This is a genomic window from Aeromonas sp. QDB63 (assembly GCF_027707425.1).
GTDB classification, from domain to species: Bacteria; Pseudomonadota; Gammaproteobacteria; order Enterobacterales; family Aeromonadaceae; genus Aeromonas; species Aeromonas caviae.
The window spans coordinates 97,806-115,142 of record NZ_JAPCIS010000001.1 but is presented as its reverse complement, the minus strand read 5'-3'; the positions used below and the strand labels follow the sequence as shown (position 1 = coordinate 115,142).

The 17,337-nt window shown below is 61.8% G+C and carries 18 protein-coding genes; 9 read left to right on the top strand and 9 right to left on the bottom strand.

All coding sequences use genetic code 11. The annotated features are described in order from the left end of the window. Positions 1 to 22: 22 nt before the first annotated feature. Both PG879_RS00600 and PG879_RS00595 read right to left on the bottom strand, forming a co-directional pair. Positions 23 to 2,269 (bottom strand): sensor domain-containing diguanylate cyclase, encoded by a 2,247-nt coding sequence (locus tag PG879_RS00600; protein WP_270829601.1) that lies wholly within the window; start codon positions 2,267 to 2,269, stop codon positions 23 to 25. A gap of 65 nt (positions 2,270 to 2,334) precedes the next feature. Next, complete coding sequence (locus tag PG879_RS00595; RefSeq protein WP_210556015.1) at positions 2,335 to 2,943, bottom strand: AhpA/YtjB family protein; 609 nt, start codon at positions 2,941 to 2,943, stop codon at positions 2,335 to 2,337. Positions 2,944 to 3,136: 193 nt separating this feature from the next. Here PG879_RS00595 and serB point away from each other — a divergent pair, with 193 nt between their 5' ends. Together serB and PG879_RS00585 are read left to right on the top strand one after the other, a co-directional pair. Next, positions 3,137 to 4,141 (top strand): phosphoserine phosphatase SerB, encoded by a 1,005-nt coding sequence (serB, locus tag PG879_RS00590; protein ID WP_210556014.1) that lies wholly within the window; start codon positions 3,137 to 3,139, stop codon positions 4,139 to 4,141. Positions 4,142 to 4,169: 28 nt separating this feature from the next. Next, entirely contained in the window at positions 4,170 to 5,075 is a 906-nt protein-coding gene (locus PG879_RS00585) for an alpha/beta fold hydrolase (RefSeq protein WP_041214455.1), read from the top strand. A gap of 55 nt (positions 5,076 to 5,130) precedes the next feature. Here PG879_RS00585 and PG879_RS00580 read toward each other — a convergent pair whose 3' ends face one another. Next, positions 5,131 to 7,506, bottom strand: a complete 2,376-nt coding sequence (locus tag PG879_RS00580) for a PilZ domain-containing protein (RefSeq protein WP_210556013.1) — start codon at positions 7,504 to 7,506, stop codon at positions 5,131 to 5,133. Positions 7,507 to 7,606: 100 nt separating this feature from the next. Between PG879_RS00580 and radA the strand changes: the two genes are divergently transcribed. After that, entirely contained in the window at positions 7,607 to 8,971 is a 1,365-nt protein-coding gene (radA, locus tag PG879_RS00575; protein ID WP_010673036.1) for a DNA repair protein RadA, read from the top strand. Positions 8,972 to 9,024: 53 nt separating this feature from the next. On the opposite strand, the gene PG879_RS00570 is transcribed toward radA, so the two are convergent. Together PG879_RS00570 and PG879_RS00565 are read right to left on the bottom strand one after the other, a co-directional pair. Then, the gene (locus PG879_RS00570; protein ID WP_029313755.1) at positions 9,025 to 9,411 is read right to left on the bottom strand and encodes a PilZ domain-containing protein; all 387 of its coding nucleotides are present in this window, start codon (positions 9,409 to 9,411) and stop codon (positions 9,025 to 9,027) included. A gap of 102 nt (positions 9,412 to 9,513) precedes the next feature. Continuing rightward, the gene (locus tag PG879_RS00565) at positions 9,514 to 9,996 is read right to left on the bottom strand and encodes an Rsd/AlgQ family anti-sigma factor (protein WP_029313757.1); all 483 of its coding nucleotides are present in this window, start codon (positions 9,994 to 9,996) and stop codon (positions 9,514 to 9,516) included. A 338-nt stretch (positions 9,997 to 10,334) separates the two neighbouring features. On the opposite strand from PG879_RS00565, the gene hupA reads away from it, so the two are divergent. Next, positions 10,335 to 10,607 (top strand): nucleoid-associated protein HU-alpha, encoded by a 273-nt coding sequence (gene hupA, locus PG879_RS00560; protein ID WP_005305063.1) that lies wholly within the window; start codon positions 10,335 to 10,337, stop codon positions 10,605 to 10,607. A 113-nt stretch (positions 10,608 to 10,720) separates the two neighbouring features. Continuing rightward, positions 10,721 to 11,146 (top strand): hypothetical protein, encoded by a 426-nt coding sequence (locus tag PG879_RS00555; protein ID WP_029313758.1) that lies wholly within the window; start codon positions 10,721 to 10,723, stop codon positions 11,144 to 11,146. Positions 11,147 to 11,229: 83 nt separating this feature from the next. Here the strand turns inward: PG879_RS00555 and PG879_RS00550 are convergent, their stop codons facing one another. Further along, complete coding sequence (locus PG879_RS00550; protein WP_210556012.1) at positions 11,230 to 11,379, bottom strand: hypothetical protein; 150 nt, start codon at positions 11,377 to 11,379, stop codon at positions 11,230 to 11,232. Positions 11,380 to 11,381: 2 nt separating this feature from the next. Next, on the bottom strand, positions 11,382 to 12,368 hold the full coding sequence (gene dusA / locus PG879_RS00545; protein ID WP_210556011.1) for a tRNA dihydrouridine(20/20a) synthase DusA: 987 nt from the start codon (positions 12,366 to 12,368) through the stop codon (positions 11,382 to 11,384). 136 nt (positions 12,369 to 12,504) lie between these two features. Between dusA and zur the strand changes: the two genes are divergently transcribed. The 3 genes from zur to PG879_RS00530 are packed head-to-tail and all read left to right on the top strand — an operon-like array spanning position 12,505 to position 13,647. Further along, positions 12,505 to 12,963 carry a zinc uptake transcriptional repressor Zur gene (gene zur, locus PG879_RS00540; protein WP_010673042.1) on the top strand — a complete coding sequence of 153 codons (459 nt, stop codon included), beginning with the start codon at positions 12,505 to 12,507 and terminating at the stop codon, positions 12,961 to 12,963. Continuing rightward, positions 12,953 to 13,414: a chemotaxis protein CheX gene (locus PG879_RS00535; protein WP_010673043.1), complete on the top strand. Its 462-nt coding sequence runs from the start codon at positions 12,953 to 12,955 to the stop codon at positions 13,412 to 13,414. The genes zur and PG879_RS00535 overlap by 11 nt, the downstream gene beginning before the upstream one ends. 5 nt (positions 13,415 to 13,419) lie before the next feature. Further along, positions 13,420 to 13,647, top strand: coding sequence for a hypothetical protein (locus tag PG879_RS00530; RefSeq protein WP_128344179.1), 228 nt, complete (start codon positions 13,420 to 13,422; stop codon positions 13,645 to 13,647). Between the two features lie 90 nt (positions 13,648 to 13,737). Here the strand turns inward: PG879_RS00530 and brnQ are convergent, their stop codons facing one another. Further along, positions 13,738 to 15,000, bottom strand: coding sequence for a branched-chain amino acid transport system II carrier protein (brnQ, locus tag PG879_RS00525; RefSeq protein WP_050485178.1), 1,263 nt, complete (start codon positions 14,998 to 15,000; stop codon positions 13,738 to 13,740). 235 nt (positions 15,001 to 15,235) lie between these two features. Then, positions 15,236 to 15,946: a tRNA1(Val) (adenine(37)-N6)-methyltransferase gene (locus tag PG879_RS00520; RefSeq protein ID WP_227263068.1), complete on the bottom strand. Its 711-nt coding sequence runs from the start codon at positions 15,944 to 15,946 to the stop codon at positions 15,236 to 15,238. A gap of 127 nt (positions 15,947 to 16,073) precedes the next feature. On the opposite strand from PG879_RS00520, the gene srmB reads away from it, so the two are divergent. After that, on the top strand, positions 16,074 to 17,294 hold the full coding sequence (gene srmB / locus PG879_RS00515) for an ATP-dependent RNA helicase SrmB (protein WP_041210934.1): 1,221 nt from the start codon (positions 16,074 to 16,076) through the stop codon (positions 17,292 to 17,294). Positions 17,295 to 17,337 lie beyond the last annotated feature (43 nt).

Below are 17,337 nucleotides of genomic sequence, written 5' to 3'. Positions count from 1 at the left end.
CCGTTTTTTATGCGAAGCACGGTCAGAGATCGAGGGCGAAGCGCCCCTTGCCCGCCTGTTTGGCCTGGTACATGGCGGCATCGGCCCGGTGCAGCAGATCGTCGATGTGACAATACTGGCCCGAGTGGCAGAGGGCGCCCCCTATGCTGCCGGCAAGGGGCAGCCGATGACCGGCCACGTCCCCGGGAACCGCCATGGCCGCCAGCAGCTGCTCGCACAGGGCAGGCAGCTCCTGCGCGGGTTGGCGCAGGGCAGGCAGTATGATGGTGAACTCGTCACCTGCCAGGCGCGCCACCATGTCCCCCGGGCGCACCTCGGCACTCAGCACCTGGGCGAAGCGTTGCAACAGAGCATCGCCGACGTGGTGTCCCAGCCTGTCGTTGATCCCCTTGAAGCCGTCGAGATCGAGGAACAGCAGCCCCAGGGGTTCGGCATTCTGGCGCACCCGCTCCAGCTCCCGGGAGAGGCGCAGGGTGAAGGCGCGCCGGTTGGGCAGGCCGGTGAGGGGGTCGTGAGCCGCCTCGTGTTCCAGCTGGCTTTGCAGCGCCTTGAACTCGGTGATGTCGCTGCCGAGGATGTAGACCCCGGGCTCGTCGCCCCGGCTGGGGATCATGGTGATCCTGAGGTCACGCTGACCTATGGGCAGATCGAAGCGGCGCTCGAAACTCACCTGTTCACCGGACAGGGCCTTTGCCACATAGGCCATGGCCCTGCCGTGGGCCTCCTCGCCGATGACGTCCCGCACGCTCATTTCCCGCATCTGTTCGGTATCGAGCCCGAAGTAGCGGCAATAGGCCTGGTTGGCGAAGAGGTAACGCCCCTCGGGCGACACCATGCTGATGGTGACCGGCAGGCCATCGGTGATGGCCCGCAGTCGGGCACGGCCACGCTCGATCTCCGCGAGCACCTGGCGGCGGGCCGTGATGTCGTGCAAAAACAGGGCGATGCGCACCTTGCCGTCGAACTGGTAGCGCTCTGCGATCACCTCGACCGGGATGTGCCGGCCTGTGCGGGTGATGATGTCGCACTCCAGCCGCCGTGGCGGACTCTGCGGGTTGCCTGACAGGCTCAGCAGGGGGTGATCGGCGCCAAGCAGCCCTGAGAGGGAGCGGCCCAGCATCTCGTCGGCGTGCCAGCCGAGCAGGGTGGTGGAGGCCGGGTTCCAGCCTGTGATGATGAAATCGGCATCGAGCTCGAGGAAGGCATTGCTGGTGTGCTCCAGCATGTGCTGCAGACGGCGCTGCTCCTGCCACAGCTGCTGCTGCATGGCGCCGCGCTCGCGCATCTCCTGATGCAGCTGTTCCACCGTGCGGGAGAGCTCACTGGTCCGTGACTGCACCTGCTGCTCGAGTCCTTGCTGCAGCCGCACGAGTTCGGCTTCGGCCTGTTTGCGCTCGGTGAGGTCGGCAAACACGGCGATCATGTGGGGGGCCATGGTGCGGCTCTGGCAGAGGGTCACGCTGAGCTGGACCCAGCACTGGGTGCCATCGGCCCGGATCATCCGCTTCTCCAGCCGGTAATCCTGCCGTTGTCCCGCGATCAGGGCATCGAACAGGGGCTGCTCCCGTTGCAGATCTTCGGGATGGGTCATGGCGAGCCAGGTCCGGCTCAGCATCTCGTGCTCGCTGTAACCGAGCAGCCGCTCCAGCCCCGGGTTGGCTCTCAGCCATTTCCCCTCGAGGGAGGAGAGGGCCATGCCCACCGACGACTGGTTGAAGGTGAGGGTGAAGAGATGCTCCTTGTCTTCCAGCACCTGGTTGAGGGTACGCACCTGGTGGCGCCGCTCCAGATCGTGCAGGGTGTTCTCCACCAGGCGGCCGAAGTCGTCGAGATCCCGGCAGGCATCTTCGTCGAGATGGCGTGGCACATGGTCCACCAGGCAGAGGGTGCCGAGCACCACGCCATCCAGCGCCCGCAGGGGCCGACCGGCGTAGAAGACCACGCCGGGATCATCGGTCACCAGCGGATTGTCGGCAAAGCGGAGATCCCGTCTGGCATCCGGTACCTGCATGATGTCGGGGCGCAAAATGGCATGACCGCAGAAGGAGTGCTCCCGGTTGATCTCGCACATATCGACCCCGGTGCGGGCGAGAAACCACTGCCTGTTCACGTCGGTCAGGGAGACCATGGCGATGGGGAGTGCGAAATGGCGGGTGATGAGCCGGGTGAGGCGATCAAGCTGATCGATGGGCTCGTGGTCGAGCAGGCCGAGGATGCGCAGTCGTTCCAGTCGACTGTGTTCATCCAGCGGCAAGGGGGGGGCAATCATGTGGCTCTCCTGCCAGTGATCTTGCCAGTGTTATATACAAGCCGGAGGATGTGATCCACTCCCGCTTATTGCGGAGCGGCGGGTTTGCTCTGTTTCTTGTGCTTGCGCACCCGCATGTAGTTGCGACGCACCCCGTAGGAGATGAGCAGGCCGGCCAGCAGCATCACCAGCAGCATCAGGCGCTGTTTCTCCTGGTTGACCTTGAGATGGGTATCCTGTGCGGCCAGCAGTTTCTGCTCTTCCAGGGTGATCCTCAGATAGCCCAGGGTCAGGTTTTCGTCCTGGATCTCCTTGACGAACTGGATGCGCCCCTTGCCCTGCTCCGGCAGGGATTTGTTGTCGCTGCCGATGGGCAGCAGGCTGTCCAGCGGCAGGGCGTTGTCCGACTGGGCGAGGGGAATACCGCGGGCGTCATAGAGGGTGACATCCAGAATGTCAGGCTCGGCGGCCAGATCCTGCGCCAGTCTCTCCAGCTCGCTCTCCTTGTCCTCCTTGATCCAGCGGCGCATGTCCCGGGCGGCATAGGCGACCAGCGCCTGTGCCCTGTCCCGTGCCGCCGCGTGCAGGGCGGCCTGGCTCTCTCCCTGCATGTGGATGAGCAGCACCAGCACCCAGAGACCGAGCAGGACTCCCGCCGCCAGGCTGACAACACGTTTGATGGGAAGATGACGCACAGAACCGGGCCTCTGGTAATGGATGAGCGGGGCTGGCTGGTGCCCCGGTGCCGCGAAGCGGGAAACAGGGTGGTCTGTTTCCATGTCTGCCCGCACCGCAGGCGGGATCTTGGCGCTTGCCTGTACAAAAAGCAATACGCTACTCTGGGCCCGCATGATGAACCCCATGATTTCCAAGGAAGGCGTCTCTCTTATGTTGTTGTCCCTACTTCCCCGCTCCCTGCACGACTGGTCCGGGGCCCTGAGCTGTGCCCCCTGCTGGCAGCTCACCAACGAAGTCCTGCTGCCCGCGGCCAACGCCCATGACAGCGCCTGGATTGTTCTGTTTGGCAAGGGGCTGGAGGCCGGTCATCTGGCCCGCCTGGCCCAGCAGCTGGATGCCCTGGGGCTCGAGGCCAGCCTCTATCCCGCAGGGGAGCAGGCCGATATTCCGCTGCTGCTGCTTGGCACCAACCGTTTCTCCCCCGAGCTGGTGCAGGTGCTCAAAGCCCAGGAGTGGGACATCGACCTGTGTCATCTGGCCGCCCTGCCTACCCTGAGTGAGCCCGGTCTGCTGGTGATGGACATGGATTCCACCGCGATCAGGATAGAGTGCATCGACGAAATCGCGCGGCTGGCCGGGGTCGGTGAGCAGGTGGCGGCCGTTACCGCGGCGGCCATGCAGGGCAAGCTGGAGTTTGCCGACAGTCTGCGTGCCCGGGTGGCGCTGCTGGAAGGGGCGCCGGTCACCATCCTCGACGAGGTGGCGGCCGACATGCCCTGGATGCCGGGCCTGCCACTCATGGTCGAAACCCTCAAGCAGGCTGGCTGGAAGGTGGCGATCGCCTCCGGTGGCTTCACCCGCTTTGCCGGCGAGTTGCAGCGTGCCCTGGGTCTGGATGCCATTTTCGCCAACGAGCTGGCGATGGAAGGGGGCTTGCTGACCGGCAAGGTGAGCGGCCCCATCGTCGATGCCGCAGCCAAGGCCGAGGCACTGCAACAGCTGGCCTCGGAGTACGGGGTGGCTGCATCCCAGACGGTCGCGGTCGGCGATGGTGCCAACGATCTCAAGATGATGGGGGTGGCGGGGCTGGGCATTGCCATTCATGCCAAACCCCTGGTACGTGCCCAGGCGGCGGCGACCCTCAATCACCACGATCTGGAAGGGGTGCTCTGCCTGCTCGGCGCCCTGGCCTGTCGCGACCGACGCTGGTGCTGATCCCGCTCAAGGAGGAGTCGATCACGAGATGGAACTGTTACAGCAATCCCTGTTTGTCCCCTGCGGTGAGCATCGACTCCATGTGCGCCATATCCAGCCCGGTGTCGCGGTGCATGCCGACCCCATCCTGATGGTGCACGGGGCCATCGAGAACGGCCGCATCTTCTACACCGAATCGGGCAAGGGGCTGGCCTGCTTTCTGGCTCGCCACGGGTATCAGGTCTATGTGGCGGATCTGCGTGGTCGGGGCCTGAGCACTCCGACCATCGCCGAGCGGGCCGGCCACGGTCAGCATGAGCTGATCACCGAGGATCTGCCCGCACTGCAGCGCTGGGTATCGGCCCGCCATGCCGGTGCCCGGGTGCACTGGATGGCCCACTCCTGGGGCGGCGTCATCATGGCCTCGACCCTGGTGCGCTTCCCCGAGCTGGCGGAGCAGGTTGCCAGCCTGGTGTTCTTCGGCACCAAGCGGGGGGTCTCGGTGCAGAACCCGGAGCGCTGGTTGAAGGTGGATCTGATTTGGAACCGGCTCGCCCCCTGGCTGGCGCGCCGCCGGGGATTTCTGGCCGCCCGCCGGTTGAAGATAGGGGCCGATGATGAGCCCCTGCGCTACCTGCAGGAGACCATCCCCTGGGTCAAGTGCGGGCCCTGGCAGGATCCCTTTGATGGTTTCGCCTATGACGAGGCGGCGAGCCGGGTCAACTGGCCCCCGCTCTGGATGATCTCCGCCAAGGCGGACAAGGTACTTGGCCACCCCGTCGACGTGCGTCGCTTCAGCGACGAGATGGGCTCGGCCGCCCGCCACACCCGCCTTGGGCGGGACAACGGCAACCGGCTCGATTACGACCACATCAACATGCTGACGGCGCCCCAGGCACAGGAGGATCACTTCCCCGACATCCTCGCCTGGCTGCGCAACCCCCAGGCTGCCTGATAGACAAAAAACGGGCACTTGCGTGCCCGTTTTTGTTGTCTCCCGGCCCTGCTGGCTAGCGGGGCCCGGATGGTATGCCAAGGCGGAACAGGGTCGCCTCGGTGGTATCGGTCAGTTCACCCACGCCCACGACACTCCAGAGCTCCTCTTCCAGCTTCTTGGCCTTGTGAATGGCGAACTTGGCGATGTAGTCCAGTTCACCCGCGATGAAACTGGTGTCCGGGCGGCCGGTGCGCGAAATGCCCACCAGTACTGAATAGAATTCTCCCTGTTGCCGAGCCAGCTCGATGAAGCGGCGCTTTTGATCCGGTGAGCTGAAGCTGCTGGCCAGGTGGCTGCGAAACAGGGGTGTTCCCCCCTGGGAGTGGAGGGCGGCGATGTAGACCTCCTCCTCTTCCGGCTTGTCTTCCCGCTCGATGGCGCGCAGGGGATTGAGCAGCAGGGCCTTGAGCAGCGCCCCCTGGAACAGGGGATACAGGTTCAACTGCTGATCCTGCTCGGCACAGATGCGCAGCAGACGGGAAAGGCTGCGTGGTTGTGGCGAGAGGCCGGCCGCGGCCAGTTTCGGGGCGGCCTTGAGTTTGTTCACATAGACGGGGGTGTTGAACAGGTGGTGGGTGTAGAGGTTGCGCAGCGCCCTGGCCATGCCGCGATAGCGATTGAACTCCCGGGTGGTCTTGAGCTTGTTCTGGTTGCTTTCGATCAGCAGGCTGAAGAACTGGTGGCCGGTATGGCGCTCGGCCGTCCCCTCGATGCACAGATGCAGCACGGTTCTGCTCAGGTTGAGGCTGACCAGCCGATAGGGCAGGCGTTGCAGGTCCATGTTCCTGGCGAGCTCCTGCAAGCGGGGCAGAGCCACCGTGATGATGTCTCCCTTCTCCCCGTCGAACGGCTCCTCCAGCTCGATTTGCATGCCGTGGGCCGAGATGTCTCGGGTCCAGCCGACCCAGGATCGCTCCTTGTGATGCAAGACGATGGCCGTCTTGTGCATGTAGCGCGCCTCCTTGCGCAGTTGCACATAGTGCAGCGTCTCTATCTCGAAGGGGGCGGCATGGATGTCATGGCCAAAGCGCTGCAAGGCGTTGGCGTTGAGCGGATCCTGACCCGTCTCTCGCTGGAACTCGTCGCGCTGGTTGTCCAGGTTGATCTCCTGCAGCATGCCCACGTATCCGAGCTGGGCCAGGCGCTCGCGCAGCAGCCTGTCCTGCAACGGGCTCGCCCCGCCCTGGGGGTTGTCGAGGTCGGCCTCCCGCAGGGTGCAGGCTTCCATGCTGAACTTGTATACCCGCCAGCTGGGGCGGCGGGCGCCGATCAGGAAGAAGAGCGCGGTCAGTCCGCTCTGTTCCAGCTCCTCCCGGGTCGCGGAGAAGAAGTAGAGGTGGCTGCGTACCGCATGGGTAAAGCTGTAGATCAGCGTCTCGCGCAGCCCCTCTTTGCCTGGAAGCAACGAGGGCATGCGGGCCGCAGTGAAGAGGCTGGCGAGCATGTCGCGGTTCTTGGCGTCGCGCCAGTATTCGAGAATGTGCTGGTTGTTCTCGGTGCGCAGGGCGATCTCGAGGGCGGGGATGCTGCCCTTGCCGAAATAGAGGGGCATGCCGGTCATGCGCGGCAGATAGAACTGCTCATACCCCTTGATGACGGCGGCGGAGAGCAGGTAGTCGACGCTGACGCGATAGCGGCTGCGGTTGCGCTCGATGAAGTCGCGCAGGAACTCGTCAAACACCGGATGCTCGCCGTTCTTGAGCAGCCTGAGCCAGAATTTGTCCTCTTTTCTCTCCTCCCCCAGGATCTGGTAGCTGACCGGGTCACGCAGCAGGGGATGGGGATGATCGCGTTCCAGTCCGGTGAAGAAGACGGCTATCAGGTCGCCTGTCTGGTAGTCGGGCAGATAGGGCACGGATACCCGGATGCCGCCGAGGGAGATGTCGGAGCTCTTGGCGAGGAGCTTCTCGCCGTTGGCGAGCTGGAGCACCATGGGAGAGCTGAAGTGCATGCGCTCTTCCTGTCGCCCGTAATGGCTGGCGAAGGGGATGGCACTGACATCGAACGGACGAAACGGGCTGATGGGCAGTGCCAGATTGTCGCTGCGCCCCTGGTTGAGTTTGTACCAGGCTTGCAGCGCCTCGTAGACCCCCAGGGTGTAGCTGTCCCGGTATAGGTAGCACTGGGATTGAAACAGCTCGATGGCCTCGGCGGGCATGAAGTGGGTCACCCCGTCGAACTCATGCACCTGACAGAGGGCGCCCAGCTCGTTGCGCATGTCGATGACGCGCCGGCAGGGGGTGCACTTGCGCTTGAGTTCCATCTTCAGCAGGAACCGGCTGTTGGTATTTTCGTTCTGGGTCAGACGGTTGAAGATTTCGTCGAAGTCCTTTTCCCGGAGCAGGGGGACAAGTTGTTCTATCAGATGTAGTGGTTGTTCTGAATCCATGTATTCCTGCCGCGGAAAGTCACTTTTCCGATTCTGGGTTTGATCTGCCGGTCGCAAACAAGTATATCAAGCAGGAATTCATCCTGTCCCCGAGTTATCCATGGCCAAAAACAAAACCGCCTATGTTTGTTCCGAATGTGGAGCCGACTTCACCCGCTGGCAAGGTCAGTGCAGCGAGTGCAAGGAGTGGAACACCATCACCGAGGTGCGACTGGGGGTGACGACACCCGGCAAGAGCGCTCGCTATACCGGTTATGCGGGCGCCGTCGGCAGCCAGGTGCAGACCCTCGCGGAGATCGCTACCACGGAGATCCCCCGTTTCAGCTCGGGCTTCAAGGAGCTGGACCGCGTACTCGGTGGCGGTGTGGTCCCCGGTTCGGCCATTCTCATCGGCGGCAACCCCGGGGCCGGCAAGTCGACCCTGTTGCTGCAGACCATGTGCGGCCTGGCGCAGCGCATGAAGACCCTCTATGTGACCGGTGAGGAGTCACTGCAACAGGTGGCGATGCGGGCCGGTCGGCTGGGTCTGCCCACGGACAAGCTGCGCATGTTGTCCGAGACCAGCGTCGAGCAGATTTGTCTCATCGCCCAGCAGGAGCAGCCTCAGATCATGGTCATCGACTCCATCCAGGTGATGCACGTGGCGGATGTGCAGTCCGCGCCGGGTTCCGTCTCCCAGGTGCGGGAGTCGGCGGCGCTGTTGACACGCTATGCCAAGCAGAATCATGTGGCCATCTTCATGGTGGGCCACGTCACCAAGGACGGCACCCTGGCGGGTCCCAAGGTGCTGGAGCACTGCATCGACTGCTCCGTGCTGCTGGATGGCGGGCACGACTCGCGTTTTCGCACCCTGCGCTCCCACAAGAACCGCTTCGGTGCGGTCAACGAACTGGGGGTCTTCGCCATGACCGGGCAGGGAATGAAGGAGGTGAGCAACCCTTCCGCGATTTTCCTCAGCCGCGGGGAGGAGCAGGCGCCGGGCTCCATCGTCATGGTGATCTGGGAAGGCACGCGCCCCCTGCTGGTGGAGTTGCAGGCGCTGGTGGATTACTCCCAGCTCTCCAATCCGCGCCGGGTGGCGGTGGGGATGGATCACAACCGTCTCGCCATGCTGCTGGCGGTGCTGCATCGTCACGGCGGGTTGCAGATGGCGGATCAGGATGTGTTCATCAACGTGGTGGGTGGCGTCAAAGTCGAGGAGACCAGCGCGGATCTGGCGCTGCTGCTGGCCATGGTGTCGAGCTTCCGGGATCAGGCCCTGCCCAAGGATCTGGTAGTCTTTGGCGAGGTGGGACTCTCCGGCGAGATACGGCCCGTGCCCTCGGGTCAGGAGCGACTGCAGGAGGCGGCCAAGCACGGTTTCCGCCGAGCCATTGTCCCGCATGCCAATGCGCCCAAACATCCCATCGAGGGGATGGAGGTGGTGCCGGTGAAGAAACTCTCCGATGCCCTCGAGGCCCTGTAACCGACCATGAAAAAGGAGCGTATGGACGCTCCTTTGTTTTTCTGCCCGCCCGCTCAGGATTCGGGGGGGACGTGGTCTCGGTGCTCTTGCAGCAACTGCTCTAGCTCGCGATGGAGTAGTTGCTCCTCTCCGATGTTCAGCTCGATCATCCGTTTGAGGTGAGTGGCGCTGTCGATGTCGATGTGGTGGCAGTAAAACCCCAGCTTTTTGCTGGCTTCGTGGGTCAGCTCGACCTGCATCTTGATCTCGATGTCGCTGCCCCCGAGCACGAAGCAGATTTCGTACTCCTTGTCCTCGCTGGCGACCCAATCCTCGGGTCTGAGCAGCAGGGCTCCCTGCAGGGAGACGTCGACCAGCTGGGTGCGCCACTGGTGTTCACCCTGGGTGAGCTTGGCGGCGGTCAAATAGAAAATCCGAGTAAAGTGGCGGCGCTCGGCCATGGTCGTCTCCGGTCTGCGTGCGAGCAAGATGCTCATCCTTCATGTTGCAGAGTGTAATCCAGCTGGCACGCCAGGATATTGAACTGGCTCCGATATTGAATATCAGACCTGCTGATGGCTGAGGGATTCCACCACCTGCAGCGCCTTGACCAGCCGATCCTCCTGTTTGAACCTGTCTTCCAGCACGGGGCCGAGTTGGTTCAGATCCTCGTCCAGTTGCAGCAACTGGGCTTCGTCGGCGTTGCTGTACTTGTCGTTGAACTCCAGCGCGAATTCGGTACAGGCACGGATATGGGGGTAGATGCGCTTGGCCAGCTCCAGTTTGTCGCCGCTGGCTTGCTCAAAGGCGGTGACGACGTGGTTGTAGATCTCGAAATGGCCTGCGCTGACATAATCGACCAGTTGTTCGCAAAAACGTTGCAGTTCTACATGGCCTGGGAGGGTGCGTTGCTTGCACTTGGCGGGCATGAGGCCTGCCAGTCGCATGTACTCGACCAGCAACGCCTGTCTGGCATCCAGCCAGTCATCTATTGCTCTATGCTTGCCTGCCAGTGCGCGCTTGGTTTTTTCCAGTTCAGTTAACATAGTCCCTCCATGGGCATGGCATGCGGCACTCGGGTCGCACGCCTCCGGTCATTCTCATCGACTGACGACACTCCTATAACTAGGGAAAATCCAGTTGACCGTCAATAGGAGTGTAGGGATATTGTTACATCAGGCGGGGATTTGCATGCCTCTCCCCACCGGTACTTCGCATCCTGTCGCCCATCCAGGGGACGAGGGGGCGATATATGTGACTATTTCCGCAGATCTTGATGAAAACCCCAGCATTCAAGCCAATCCGGCTGATAAAGCCTTTGCCTGAGTGTTTTTTTTTGAATAGAGTGGCCCGGTGCTAAATGCCCGATCATAAAGGAAATGTTATGAACAAAGCTCAACTTGTCGATGCAATTGCCGCCAAAGCAGACCTGAGCAAAGCTCAGGCCAAAGTCGCTCTGGAAGAGATCATCAATGGTATTACCCAGAGCCTGAAAGAGGGCGATGCCGTTCAGTTGGTGGGTTTTGGTACCTTCAAGGTCAACCATCGCGCGGGCCGTACCGGTCGCAACCCGCAAACCGGTAAAGAGATCCAGATTGCAGCTGCCAATGTGCCGTCCTTCGTGGCTGGCAAGGCGCTGAAAGACGCCGTCAAATAAGGTCGTCTTGTAATCAAATGAAACCCGGCTTGTGCCGGGTTTTTTCTTGCCATCTTCGTCAAAATTTGTTTCAGATACACTCAGGATATGGCATGCGCTGTAGCGAGGTGGATATGGAACAGAAAAATGCCATTCGGCAGGTAGCCGTCCCCTGGGCTCCCTCTCGTCAACTCCCTCCCGGCCTGGTCGTTGCCGAACTGCATCAGGATATCTGGAGCGACACCCTGACCGTCATGCTGGGGCGCGCTCGCAGCATCGATCTGCCTCCGTTGCCCCTGTGCCGGGTGAGTTTTCGCCACATCTTCGCGGTGCGGGTGATGGAGGACTGCGATCTGGCGGAGGGGCGTGACAGCCACGTCATCGAGGAGCAGATCCAGCTCATCACCCCGTCCCGTTTCGCCAGCTGGTTCCATCAGGAATCCGATGGGCTGCACCTGGATGAAGATTTGCAGCACTACCGCATCTCGACCTGGGATTACTGCGCCGATGTGCTGACCTCTTCTCCCCCTGAACTCCAGTTCATGGTTCAGGAGGAGTAAGCCAGACTGTCGGGTCGCCTCCGTGGTGACAAAAAAGCCGGCGCAGGGGCGCCGGCTTTTTCTTGTTCGGGAGCGTGGGGCGCTTAGCTCAGGATCTGGTCCCGGTGCAGCCCCAGCACGATCAGCAGCCCGATGAAATAGAAGGCGCTGAGCTTGATGCCGAGAATGGTGAGCAGGCCGGCGCACAGACGCACCAGGGCCTTGTGCAGCCAGGATCCGGTGAAGCGGTACATGATCACTCCACCGCGTCGGCCGGCGCGAACTCCGGCACCTTGGCCATGGCGTCCAGCACCACTTGAATGTCGGCCCCCGGCTTGCAGGCATTCTCGCTCAGATGGCGACGCCAGGCGCGCGCCCCCTGCATGTTCTGGAACAACCCCAGCATGTGGCGGGTCATGTGGGAGAGGTAGTTGCCCTTGGCCAGCTCTTGTTCGATATAAGGCAGCATCATCCGCACCACCTCGTGGCGGCTTGGCACGGCACGGTTCTCGCCGAACACCAGATTGTCCACCTGGGCCAGAATGTAGGGGTTCTGGTAGGCTTCGCGGCCCATCATGACCCCGTTGAGGTGCTGCAGATGTTCAAGAGTCTGCTCCAGACTGGTCACCCCGCCGTTGATGGCAATGGTCAGATCCGGGTAATCCTGCTTGACCCGGTAGACGCGAGGATAATCGAGGGGCGGGATCTCGCGGTTCTCTTTCGGGCTCAGGCCGCTCAGCCAGGCCTTGCGGGCATGGACGATGAAGGTATCGCAACCGGCGTCCCTTACCTGCTCGATGAAGGCCTGCAAGAACTCGTGGGAGTCTTGATCGTCGATGCCGATACGGGTCTTCACGGTGACCGGAATGTTGACCACGTCGCGCATCGCCTTGACGCAATCGGCCACCAGTGCGGGTTCACCCATGAGGCATGCGCCGAAGCGGCCGTTTTGCACCCGATCGGAGGGGCAGCCGACGTTGAGGTTGATCTCGTCATAGCCGCGCTCCTCGGCGAGCCTGGCGCAGCGGGCCAGGTCTGCCGGGTTGCTGCCACCCAGTTGCAGGGCGAGAGGGTGTTCCTGCTCGCTGTAGCCCAGATAGTCGCCCTTGCCGTGGATGATGGCGCCCGTGGTCACCATCTCGGTATAGAGCAGGGTCTGGCGGGTCATCAGACGGTGGAAATAACGGCAATGCCGATCGGTCCAGTCCAGCATGGGGGCGATGGAAAAGCGCTGCGCCTGCATAAAAATCATCCGGGTTGGCCAAACAAGGGGCGGGATTCTATCACAACGTGAGACAGCCCCAGAAAATGAATTTTGTCGCCGCGCACTGGGGGCCCTGTGATAGTATCCGGCTAATTGACAGGGTATCTGCGTGAACATGAATCAAGACCAACTTCTACAACGAGCGGAACGCCTCTGCGAGCAGCGCGGGATCCGTTTCACCCCGACACGGCGCCAGGTGCTCCGGCTGCTTGCCGCCCACGGCAATGCCATCAGTGCCTATGATTTGCTGGCCCAGTTGCAGCAGACCGAGGCTCATGCCAAACCACCTACCGTCTATCGGGCGCTCGACTTCCTGCTCGAACAGGGCTTTGCCCACAAGGTGGAGTCGCTCAACGCCTTCATCTTCTGCTGCCACTTCGACCATGCCCACCCGATGCAACTGCTGATCTGCGATCGTTGCGGTGAGGTAGTGGAGCTGCACGATCCCGCCATCGACGGCGCCTTTTCCGAGCAGGCTCATCAGCATGGTTTTACTATTACCAACAAGACCATAGAAGCCCATGGTCAATGTGCCCGCTGTTCCGCTACCGTAGGAAGTCAAGATGAAGGCTGATTTTGTAAACCCGTTCCTGCTCTCCCTGCTCAACGTGCTCTCCACCATGGCACAGCTGGAACTCAAACCGGGCGCGCCCAAGCGCAAGACGGACGAGCTGGCTCGGGGAGATGTCTCCGGCCTGATTGGCATGGTGGGTCCGCAGACCCGGGGTTCCCTCTCAATCAGCTTCGAGAAGGGGCTGGCATTGGAGATCATGCGTCGCATGCTGGGGGAGGCGCCGGCCACCATCAACGAGGAAGTGACCGACATGGTGGGCGAGATCACCAACATGGTGACGGGCGGCGCCAAACGCATGCTGGGGGAGAAGGGCTATGAGTTCGACATGGCGACCCCGGTCATCGTCTCCGGTCCCAATCACACCATTACTCACCGGGCCGACGGCGCCAAGATCATGATGCCGTTCGAATCGGAGTATGGCCGTGCCACCATCGAGATCTGCTTCGAGTAATCGCCATGTGGAAGATGCTGAAATGGAGTGTCATCGGTGGGGTGGTGCTGCTTATCCTGTCGGATATCGAGATCAGCACCTCTCTCTACAAGTACGAAGACAACCGCGTGGAGATCAACTTCCCGCGCTGGCAGGCTGACCAGCCCTGGTGCACCCTGCGCTGGCATGCGGGCCGGTTTGAGCATCACTGGTACGGTCTTGCAGGCAAACCCAAGCCAGCAACCGTCCTCTGAGGAGCGCTCTCCACAACGGATGAACCAGATTGCACCAACAAAAAAGAGGCCAGCAAATGCTGGCCTCTTTCATTTGGTCAAGATCTGTTATCAGGCCGCTTCTGCAGCCAGCTTGCCATTGCCACGCACCATGACACCGAGGCCACAGGCCAGCAGGGTCGGCAGCAACCAGGCCAGGCCTTTGTCAAACAGCGGCAGGAAGGCGAAAGCATCCATCTTCATGCCGGCGGCGCCCAGGCCGTCCAGGCAGCCGAACAGGAAGGCGACCAGCAGCACGGAGCGGAACACCAGGCGGGGGCGACCGAAGTAACCCTTCAGGAAGGTGACCAGTACCAGCGCCACGGCAACCGGGTAGATGGCGACCAGCACCGGAATGGAGAGGCTGATGAGCTGGCTCAGGCCCACGTTGGCCACGACGCCGCAGATGACACCCAGCAGCACGACCAGCTTCTTGTAGCTCATGCCGGTCAGGTTGTGGAAGAAGTCGGAGCAGGCGGAGATGAGGCCGACGGCCGTGGTGAAGCAGGCCAGGGTGATGATGGCTGCCAGGATGAACTGACCCGGTTGGCCGAACAGACTCAGTACGTAGGCGTTGACGATGGCACCGCCGTTGCTCACGTCTGTGGCGACGCCGGCAGCGGTGTTGCCCAGCTGGAACAGGGAGACATAGACAACGGAGAGACCGATGGCGGAGATGATGCCCGCGATGGCCAGGTACTTGAACTGGCTCTGGTAGTCATGGATGCCTTTCTGGCGCAGCAGGTCGACGATCAGGGCGCCGAACATCAGGGACGCCAGGGTGTCCATGGTGTTGTAGCCTTCCAGAATGCCCTTCACGAAGGGGGTGCTCTGGTAGTCACCGGATGCGGCAGGCATGCTTCCTTGCGGTGCGACGAAGACACCGATGGCCAGGGTCAGCAGCAGCAGCATCAGCAGCGGGGTCAGGTACTTGCCGATGGCATCCATCAGCTTGCCCTGGTTGAGGGAGACCAGGATGGCCACGCCGAAGAACAGTACTGTGTAGGCAGCCAGACCGGATGGTCCCATGTCGCCAAGGAAGGGCTTGAGGCCCATCTCGTAGGCCACCAGGCCGGTACGGGGGGCGGCGAAGGCCGGGCCGATGATGATGTAGATGGCGACGGCCAGTGCGGTGGCCACGCCGGCCGGCAGCAGCTTGGTCATGCCGGCCCAGCCGTTGCCAGCCTTGGCGACGGCGATGATGGTGATGAGGGGCAGGCCCACGGCGGTGACCAGGAAGCCCAGCATGGCCAGGGAGAGGTGCTCACCCGCCATGAAGCCGGCCAGGGGCGGGAAGATGATGTTGCCTGCGCCCAGATAGAACGCAAAGGTCATGAAGCCCAATCCGAGTACATCGGACAATGTGAGTGATTTCGTCAAGTTCAACCTCGTCTGTCTTGTAAACTATTGCTTGTTATAGTTTTTTATTTGTCAGTGACCGGCACTTTCCGGGGGTAAAAAAAAGAGCCCCGCTGGTTTTTTCATCGCGACCAGTGGTTTGAACTGGTCTTGAGCGGGCGCTCATTTAGCAGTCAGCATAATGATGTGAAAAAATAGTTCAAGGCAAAATTTACATCTTCAAATAGAAGGGGCTGGTTAGTTGGATATATCTGTCGGAATAGCCTCCTGTGGCAGAATGGATCACAATTTCACCCCTCTCGCACTTGTTTAATCCTCTGCCAAGCAGCAATAAAACACGATTTGCCTCTTTCCCCTCTCTGGTAGTAACAGCCAGATAACAACGTTCATACAGATCATAACTCGACGAAATGCATAAAATTTCATCCGCCATCGCCGTGGGCAGCACCAGGGCCAGTTGCCCGGTACGGCTCAGCAGGCGATCGCTGGCGGCCAGCAATCCCCTGGGGTCAAGCCCCCCGGTATGACGGGCCAGAGCCCTGGCCGGATCGCGGAGTGTCTGGCCTGCCGGGAAATAGGGCGGGTTGGAGACGATGAGATCGTAAGGGGGGGCGAGGTGATCCTGAATGGCGCTCTCTATGATGGTGACCCGCTCACGCCAGGGGGAGGCCGCCACATTTTCCTGGGCCTGCATGGCTGCATCCTTATCCAGCTCCACCCCGTCTATGTGGCAGTCGTTCGTGCTGCGCTGGGCCAGCATCAGGGCGATGAGGCCGCTGCCGGTGCCGATGTCCAGCACCCGGCGGGCGCTGTCGACCGGCGCCCAGGCTCCCAGCAGAATGCCGTCCGTACCGACCTTCATGGCGCAGCGGTCGTGATCGATGTGAAATTGCTTGAACGTGAAACCGTTGTTGCGCCCCATTCGGCCCTCCTCCTGTGCCTGCCCGCGGAAAATGGCCGGCGATTATAGCGGCTAAGCCACAGTCACCATAGGAGCCGGCGGCATAATCGCCTATAATCTGCCGCTTCCTTAATGACCGAGTATTGCCATGAGCCAGTCCTTTGATGATTTCGACCTGAATCCAGCCCTCAGTCGGGCCTTGGCCGAGATGGGATTCACCCGCCCCACCACCATCCAGCAGATGGTGCTGGAGCCAGCCCTGGACGGCCGCGATATTCTGGCTTCTGCGCCGACCGGAACCGGCAAGACCGCCGCCTTCCTGCTGCCCGCGATGCAGCACCTGCTGGACTTCCCGCGTCGCAAGCCGGGTCCGTGCCGCATGCTGATCCTGACTCCGACCCGCGAGCTCGCGCTGCAGGTGAGTGCTCACGCCAAGGCCCTGGCGGTGCACACCCATCTCAGCATCGAGACCATCATCGGTGGTGTCAGCCATGAAGAGCAGCTGCCTGCCCTGACCAAGACCACCGACATCGTGGTGGCCACCCCTGGCCGTCTGCTCGAGTACATCGAGAAAGAGGAGTTCGAGAGCCACGACATCGAGGTGCTGGTGCTGGATGAAGCGGACCGGATGCTGGACATGGGCTTCATCAAGGACGTGAACCGCATCGTGGAAGAGGCGCGCTACCGCAAGCACACCATGCTCTTCTCCGCCACGCTGGAAGGGGCCGGCCTCGAGAAGTTTGCGAGCGAGATCCTCAAAGACCCGGTTGAGCTGCACGCCGAGCCGCCCCGCAGCGAGCGCCGCCCCATCACCCAGTGGATCCACCTGGCCGATGATGCCGCCCACAAGCTGGCTCTGCTGGTGCACATCCTGAAAAACCCGGAGACCCAGAAGGCCATCATCTTCGTCAAGACCCGTGAGCGACTGGCGGAGCTTTCCGGCCAGTTGCAGGCGGCAGGCGTGCCCTGCGCCTGGATCCGTGGCGAGATGGAGCAGGCCAAGCGCATCGAGTCTATCCGCAAGTTCCACGAAGGGGAGGTGCCCTTCCTCATCGCCACCGACGTGGCCGCCCGCGGTATCGACCTGCCGAACGTCAGCCATGTCATCAACTACGACATGCCCTACGGCGCGGATGTCTATGTGCACCGGATCGGTCGTACCGGTCGAGCCGGCAACCGTGGCTGCGCCATCAGCCTGGTGGAAGCTCACGACATGGCCATGGTCGCCAAGATCGAACGCTACACAGAGGAGCGCCTCAAGCGCCGGGTGATCGATGAGCTGCGCCCCAGACACAAGGAAGCGCGGGTGCCGGTGAAGAAGAAAAAACCGAAGGATGCCAAGAAGTCGGCAAAGAAGAAAAAGAAGTAATGCCCCCGAGCACAGTTGAAACGGCCATCCCAGGATGGCCGTT

Bases quoted from the DNA above. Each gene is read 5' to 3' on its own strand.
- PG879_RS00600 (WP_270829601.1), bottom strand. From the start codon at position 2,269: ATGATTGCCCCCCCCTTGCCGCTGGATGAACACAGTCGACTGGAACGA.
- PG879_RS00535 (WP_010673043.1), top strand. From the start codon at position 12,953: ATGAAGGCTGATTTTGTAAACCCGTTCCTGCTCTCCCTGCTCAACGTG.
- PG879_RS00570 (WP_029313755.1), bottom strand. From the start codon at position 9,411: ATGGCCGAGCGCCGCCACTTTACTCGGATTTTCTATTTGACCGCCGCC.
- PG879_RS00585 (WP_041214455.1), top strand. From the start codon at position 4,170: ATGGAACTGTTACAGCAATCCCTGTTTGTCCCCTGCGGTGAGCATCGA.
- hupA (WP_005305063.1), top strand. From the start codon at position 10,335: ATGAACAAAGCTCAACTTGTCGATGCAATTGCCGCCAAAGCAGACCTG.
- PG879_RS00530 (WP_128344179.1), top strand. From the start codon at position 13,420: ATGTGGAAGATGCTGAAATGGAGTGTCATCGGTGGGGTGGTGCTGCTT.
- brnQ (WP_050485178.1), bottom strand. From the start codon at position 15,000: ATGACCTTTGCGTTCTATCTGGGCGCAGGCAACATCATCTTCCCGCCC.
- PG879_RS00565 (WP_029313757.1), bottom strand. From the start codon at position 9,996: ATGTTAACTGAACTGGAAAAAACCAAGCGCGCACTGGCAGGCAAGCAT.
- radA (WP_010673036.1), top strand. From the start codon at position 7,607: ATGGCCAAAAACAAAACCGCCTATGTTTGTTCCGAATGTGGAGCCGAC.
- zur (WP_010673042.1), top strand. From the start codon at position 12,505: ATGAATCAAGACCAACTTCTACAACGAGCGGAACGCCTCTGCGAGCAG.
- PG879_RS00580 (WP_210556013.1), bottom strand. From the start codon at position 7,506: ATGGATTCAGAACAACCACTACATCTGATAGAACAACTTGTCCCCCTG.
- serB (WP_210556014.1), top strand. From the start codon at position 3,137: ATGTTGTTGTCCCTACTTCCCCGCTCCCTGCACGACTGGTCCGGGGCC.
- PG879_RS00550 (WP_210556012.1), bottom strand. From the start codon at position 11,379: ATGTACCGCTTCACCGGATCCTGGCTGCACAAGGCCCTGGTGCGTCTG.
- dusA (WP_210556011.1), bottom strand. From the start codon at position 12,368: ATGCAGGCGCAGCGCTTTTCCATCGCCCCCATGCTGGACTGGACCGAT.
- PG879_RS00520 (WP_227263068.1), bottom strand. From the start codon at position 15,946: ATGGGGCGCAACAACGGTTTCACGTTCAAGCAATTTCACATCGATCAC.
- srmB (WP_041210934.1), top strand. From the start codon at position 16,074: ATGAGCCAGTCCTTTGATGATTTCGACCTGAATCCAGCCCTCAGTCGG.
- PG879_RS00555 (WP_029313758.1), top strand. From the start codon at position 10,721: ATGGAACAGAAAAATGCCATTCGGCAGGTAGCCGTCCCCTGGGCTCCC.